This window comes from Bradyrhizobium sp. (assembly GCF_035273305.1).
Lineage (GTDB): Bacteria > Pseudomonadota > Alphaproteobacteria > Rhizobiales > Xanthobacteraceae > Bradyrhizobium.
The window spans coordinates 1-5,734 of the sequence record NZ_DATEPI010000195.1; the positions used below are offsets into that span (position 1 = coordinate 1).

Annotated in this window: 5 protein-coding genes and 1 pseudogene; 5 read left to right on the forward strand and 1 reads right to left on the reverse strand. The window is 62.3% G+C overall.

Going from position 1 to position 5,734, the window contains the following annotated elements; all coding sequences use genetic code 11:
• From VJV58_RS13505 to VJV58_RS13515, 3 genes and pseudogenes are all read left to right on the forward strand, one after another.
• Nucleotides 1-331, forward strand: a pseudogene (locus VJV58_RS13505) (hypothetical protein); the annotation flags it as partial.
• A gap of 13 nt (nucleotides 332-344) precedes the next feature.
• Nucleotides 345-881 carry a hypothetical protein gene (locus tag VJV58_RS13510; RefSeq protein ID WP_324137854.1) on the forward strand — a complete coding sequence of 179 codons (537 nt, stop codon included), beginning with the start codon at nucleotides 345-347 and terminating at the stop codon, nucleotides 879-881.
• Between the two features lie 134 nt (nucleotides 882-1,015).
• Nucleotides 1,016-1,633, forward strand: a complete 618-nt coding sequence (locus VJV58_RS13515; protein WP_324137855.1) for a LysE family translocator — start codon at nucleotides 1,016-1,018, stop codon at nucleotides 1,631-1,633.
• A gap of 7 nt (nucleotides 1,634-1,640) precedes the next feature.
• Here VJV58_RS13515 and VJV58_RS13520 read toward each other — a convergent pair whose 3' ends face one another.
• Nucleotides 1,641-2,441, reverse strand: a complete 801-nt coding sequence (locus VJV58_RS13520) for an N-formylglutamate amidohydrolase (protein WP_324137856.1) — start codon at nucleotides 2,439-2,441, stop codon at nucleotides 1,641-1,643.
• 245 nt (nucleotides 2,442-2,686) lie between these two features.
• Between VJV58_RS13520 and dnaG the strand changes: the two genes are divergently transcribed.
• The gene (dnaG, locus tag VJV58_RS13525; protein ID WP_324137857.1) at nucleotides 2,687-4,702 is read left to right on the forward strand and encodes a DNA primase; all 2,016 of its coding nucleotides are present in this window, start codon (nucleotides 2,687-2,689) and stop codon (nucleotides 4,700-4,702) included.
• 353 nt (nucleotides 4,703-5,055) lie between these two features.
• On the forward strand, nucleotides 5,056-5,734 hold a 679-nt coding region (locus VJV58_RS13530), incomplete at its 3' end, for an RNA polymerase sigma factor region1.1 domain-containing protein (protein ID WP_324137858.1).

Genomic DNA, 5,734 nt, shown 5'->3' on the forward strand with positions numbered 1-5,734 from the left:
GTTCGGATCGCACTCGTCCAACGAGAGCATGGCGCCGGTCTACTACAAGAAAATGGCGTTCATCGCCTTCTTCAATGCCGGCGTGCGCGCGCTCGACATTCGCGATCCCTATCATCCGGCCGAGGTCGGCTATTTCATTCCCTCGATTACGGCGGCGACCGACAAACGCTGCGTGAGTATCGATGGCAAGGACAGGTGCAAGATCGTGATCCAGACCAACAACGTCGAAACCGATGAGCGCGGCTACATCTATATCGTCGATCGCGCCAACACTGGCCTGCATATCCTCGAACTGACCGGCCCTGCACGCGCGGTTGCCGGACTCCCGTAACGGAAAACGTCAGATGCGCCGAGTGCTGATCGCGGTCGCGGCTTCCCTGGGTATTCTGGGCAGCTTCGCCGGCGACCAGCATGCGCGCTCGGATCTCGAAACCTGGCGGGAAATCGCCTGGCCGTTCCCGCGTGATGGCTGGCCCGCCGGGCGCGCCTTCCGGTGCACCGACGATGGCTGCGGCGGTGAGATCGAGTTGTACGTGCGGCCGAAGATCGGATTTTGCAATTGCGACCGCGGCGTCACCGATGACGACGAAGTCGACCGCGTCGTCGATCTCGATTTGATCAGTCAACGGTTTGCGCCGCTTGAATCGGGGCGGACAATCCGGGTCGCCGACATGCCCGGCCGATTGAGGCCGTACGATTTACGGCTGGCCGATGGTTCGGAGCATAGTGCCGTGGGAATCGCGGTTTCGCGGCGCTGCGACTTGCTGGTGGCGGTAGCTCAGGGCAACTCCACTGTTCCGCGCATTCAGAAGATCGCGATGGAATTGCTTGGCTCGCGCGAGATCGGCCGCTGGATGGTGGCAGCGATGGACGGGCGCTGAAGCGCTCGGCGAAAACGTGAAGCCGGCTTGCCTGAATTTGCCGGGATCGACGCCTTCTTACCGGGGCGATTTCCGGCTAGACGTGGATGGCCGGGACCGTCCCGGCATCACGCCATCAAAAGCGCGAGTCCCTCATGTCGCTTCAGCTTTATCTCGCCTTTGTCGCCGCCTGCATCGCGCTCGCGCTGTTGCCGGGGCCCGTCGTCACGCTCGTCATCGCCAATGGCCTGCGGCACGGCACCCGCGCTGCCCTGACCAATATCGCCGGTGTCCAGGCTGGCCTCACCATCGTGATCGGCATCGTGGCCGTCGGCCTGACCTCCCTGATGGCGACGATGGGCTATTGGTTCGACTGGGTGCGCTTTGCCGGCGCCGCCTACCTCGTATGGCTCGGCATCAAACTGATCCGCGCGCCTGCCGAAGCGGTCGATGCCGACGCGCCACCACCGCCGCCGCGCGGCGGCTTCTTCCTGCAAGGCTTTGTAGTGTTGCTGTCAAACCCCAAGGTGCTGGTGTTCTTTGGCGCGTTCATTCCGCAGTTCATGGACATGAGCAAGGACCACATCACGCAGGTGGCGCTGCTTGGCGTCACGTTCATGGTCACCGGCGCGGTCACCGATACGATCTACGCGCTGCTGGCCGGCCGTGCCCGCCTGTTTTTCTCGGCGAAGCGGAACCGGCTGCTATCGCGTATCTCCGGCAGCTTCATGATCGGCGGCGGCATTTGGCTCGCGCTGACGCGCGCGCGATGATCGTTGGCTAGGTCACTCGCTGGGCGCGCAACGTCTGTTCGATCTCGACAAAGATCCGCGCCAACCGCTCGGCCCATTTTCGCTGCCCGGCCTGATCGGCGATCAGGTCCTGGCGGATTTCGATCGCGCTATTCACGATCCCGCGCTTTTCGCCGTGCACCAGAATGGTGTAGTCGGTCTGATCGCTGACCGAATAAGGCTCGTTATCGCCGACCACCAGATCAGGCTGGGCGCGCAGCAGCTTGAGCAACAGCGGCGGCAGCGTCGTATCATGAAGGTAGAGCGGAGCGACGTGCCATGGTCTGGCCACTCCGGCGTAAATCGGCGTGAAGCTGTGCAGCGATACCAGTACCGTCGGAATATTTGAGCGCCTGCGCCGATCGATCACCTCGGCGATACGGCGGTGGTACGGATCGAAGATCGATTGCCGCCGCGCCAGGGCCGCTTCGGCATCGATGTTTTCGTTGCCTGGTATGGGCGTCGCTTCGCTGATGCGCGCAATCGAGCTTGCGACGTGCGGCGGACGGTTGCAATCGATCACCAACCGCGAATAGCGCTGCGCGATCAGGTGTGCGTCGAGCTCGTTTGAAAGCGCCTCGGCGACACCGGCGATCCCGATGTCCCAGGCGATATGGCGCGCAAGGTCGCCTTCGCCGAGACCGAGATCGCCGAGAACGCGCGGAATGGCCCGGCCATAGTGATCGCAGGTCAAAAGGAGCGGCGAGAGTCCGGAGGCATTGGCTTCGTGAACCGGCGCGACCTCGTCTTTTTCGAGCAGCGCCGATGTGGTGTTGTGTTGCAAACTCATGCTTGCTTTCATTTCAGGGCGAACGAGCCGATCGCGGTTCGCGATGCTGCTGGTTGGCGGGCGAGGCGCGCGCCCGGGACGACGGGTGGATGGGAACGGCTCGGCGGGTAGCGCCTTTCTAGCCCCTGTGAATAGCCGGGAGAAGGCCGATAATCCGCCTCGTCGACGCCGCGCAAGCTGTATGCATGATCGGTTGACCGAAATGTTACTGATAGACAGGCCCCGACTCACGGCAACATCCAGATATGCGCTTTACACCCCAATTCCTCGATGATCTGCGCGCCCGGCTTCCGGTCTCGGAAGTCGTGGGTCGGCGCGTGAAGTTGAAGCGGGCAGGGCGGGAATGGAAAGGCCTGTCGCCGTTTCAGCAGGAGAAATCGCCGTCGTTCACTGTCAACGACCAGAAGGGATTTTATCACGACTTCTCCTCCGGCAAGCACGGCGACATCATTTCCTTCCTGATGGAGACCGAAGGCGTCGGCTTCACCGAAGCGGTCGAGCGCCTTGCTGTTATGGCCGGCGTGGCACTGCCCGCCGCTACTCCTGATGCCGCGCGTCACGAGCAGCGCCGCAAGACGCTCTACGATGTGATGGAGCTGGCGGCGAAATTCTTTGCTGACACCTTGGCCTCAAGACACGGCGCCAAGGCGCGGGGCTATCTCGCTGATCGCGCCATTTCGCCTTCGGTGCAACTGCAGTTTCGGCTCGGCTATGCCGCCGGCGAACGCTTCGCGTTGAAAGAGCACCTCGGCTCGCAAGGCATCCCGGTCGAGGACATGGTGGAAGCGGGATTGTTGGTCGCCGCCGACGACATTCCCGTACCCTACGATCGCTTCCGCGACCGCGTAATGTTTCCGATTACGGATTTGCGCGGAAGGGTGATCGCGTTCGGCGGCCGCGCTCTGGAGAAAGACGTTCCGGCCAAGTACATGAACTCGCCGGAAACCCCGCTGTTTCACAAGGGCGACAATCTCTACAATCTCCCGGCGGCACGGCTTGCCACCCATAACGGCGCGCCGCTGGTTGTAGTGGAAGGCTATGTCGACGTGATCGCCATGGTCGGAGCTGGATTTGCGGCCAGCGTCGCGCCGCTCGGCACAGCACTGACGGAAAACCAGCTCGCGCTGTTGTGGAAGATGGTGGATGAGCCGATCCTCTGTTTCGACGGCGACAAGGCCGGCCAAAAGGCGGCATGGCGCGCCGCCGATCTGGCGCTGCCTCATCTCAAACCCGGCAAGAGCCTGCGCTTCGCGCTGTTGCCGGAAGGGCAGGACCCCGACGATCTCGCGCGCTCGGGTGGCCGCGTCGCGATCGAGGAAGTGATATCGGCTGCGCGGGGGCTCGCCGACGTGATCTGGTCGCGCGAAATCGAGGGCGGCAGCTTCGCCACTCCCGAGCGGCGCGCGGCGCTGGAGTCACGGATCGGCGAACTCAGTAATGGCATCCGCGATGAAGTGGTGCGGCGCTATTATCGTCAGGATCTCAGCGAACGGCTGCAGCGGACCTTCGCACCTGATATCGCGCGCAATGGATATAGCCGCGGCAATTTTCGCAACTCTGGCGCAGAATCAGCGCGGCGGTTCGGCTCGCGTGGATCGTTCACGCCGGGAGCGAGCGGCCGATTCGAGCCGCGCGGCCGCCCACAATCGTCAGCCGCCAGCCAGACGATCCACCGAGGTCCGTATCAGGCGGCAAGTCCGCAGCTTGCGTTAAGCCCGATCATGCGCGGCCAGCGCAGCGCGCTGTCCCGGCGCGAGGCGCTGATCCTGCAGACCCTGGTTAATCATCCCTGGCTTCTGCACGACCACCTCGAAGAGGTAGCGGCGCTGGAAATGGCCCATCCGGAAGCGCACAGGCTGCGCGCCGGCATCATCGCGGCCTTTGCCAACGACCATCACCACAGTCCGGAGCCCACCGAACAGGCCGAGAAAATGCGCGCCGATCTCGAGGCTGGCGGATTTTTGCAGATTCTTCAAAGGGTTGAGCGGGCAATCACGACCGGGGCGGTATGGGGCGCCAAGGCCGAGGCTGGCCGCGAGGACGTTCTTTCCACCTGGCGCCAGCTGGTCTCCTTGCATCGTCAGTGGCACTCATTACTTAGGGAATTGAAGGATGCCGAGCTGGCTTTGGGCGAGGAGGCGAGCGAGGCGAATTTGACGTGGCTGCGAGACGTCAAGACCCGGATGGCGGAAGTCGACGGCACCGAGGCCTTGATCGAGGGATTTGGCGAATCTTCGGGCCGGTTCCAGCGGAGCGTCTGATTTGAAAAATCATGCGGACGGCGGCTGTCGGAACCGCGAAAGGACTCGCCAAATCCTTGGTTTGGCGGCAAAAACAAGGTTAATCGAAGCTTAAGAGGTCCCGTAGCATTTTGAAGCAAAGTCGAGGCCGGTTCGGCATCGGAAAAAGCGTCGGAGAAACTGACGCGCATTCTGATCGCAAGACCGGCATCAAGCTTTTGGAAATTGTGCGGCGGGGCGAACAGGTCGAAATCCGACGAGAGAGATCAGGGGTGGCGAAGGTTTGCGCCGCCCTTTCCGCGTCACGAGTGAGTTCAAGAGTTTCAGGCGGGCGCGGTGACGTATCCTGCATGAGCGCGTTTTGGGAGCGATGAATGGCCAGCAAGGCAAAGACGCTGCAGGTAAAGGACAAGGAAAAGGACGACAAGGCAGCGGACGCTCCTGAAAAGGATTCAGCCGAAGCCCCTTCGCCGTTGCTCGACCTTTCCGATGCAGCCGTCAAGAAGATGATCAAGCAGGCCAAGAAGCGCGGCTTCGTGACCTTCGATCAGCTCAATGAAGTGCTCCCCTCCGACACCACATCGCCCGAGCAGATCGAGGACATCATGTCGATGCTCTCCGACATGGGCATCAACGTTTCCGAGGCCGAGGACGCCGACAGCGAGGAAGAAAGCAAGGAAGAGGCCGAGGACGAGACCGACAACGAGCTGGTCGAGGTCACCGCAAAGGCTGTCACCGAGGTCAAGAAATCCGAGCCCGGCGAGCGCACCGATGATCCCGTGCGCATGTATCTGCGCGAGATGGGCACGGTCGAGCTGTTGTCGCGCGAAGGCGAAATCGCCATTGCCAAGCGCATCGAAGCTGGCCGCGAGGCGATGATCGCTGGCTTGTGCGAAAGCCCGCTGACGTTCCAGGCCATCATCATCTGGCGCGACGAACTCAACGAGGGCAAAATCTTCCTGCGCGACATCATCGATCTGGAAGCAACCTACGCCGGCCCTGACGCCAAGAACAACATGAACCCGCTGCTGGCCTCGCCGGTCGGTCCCGATG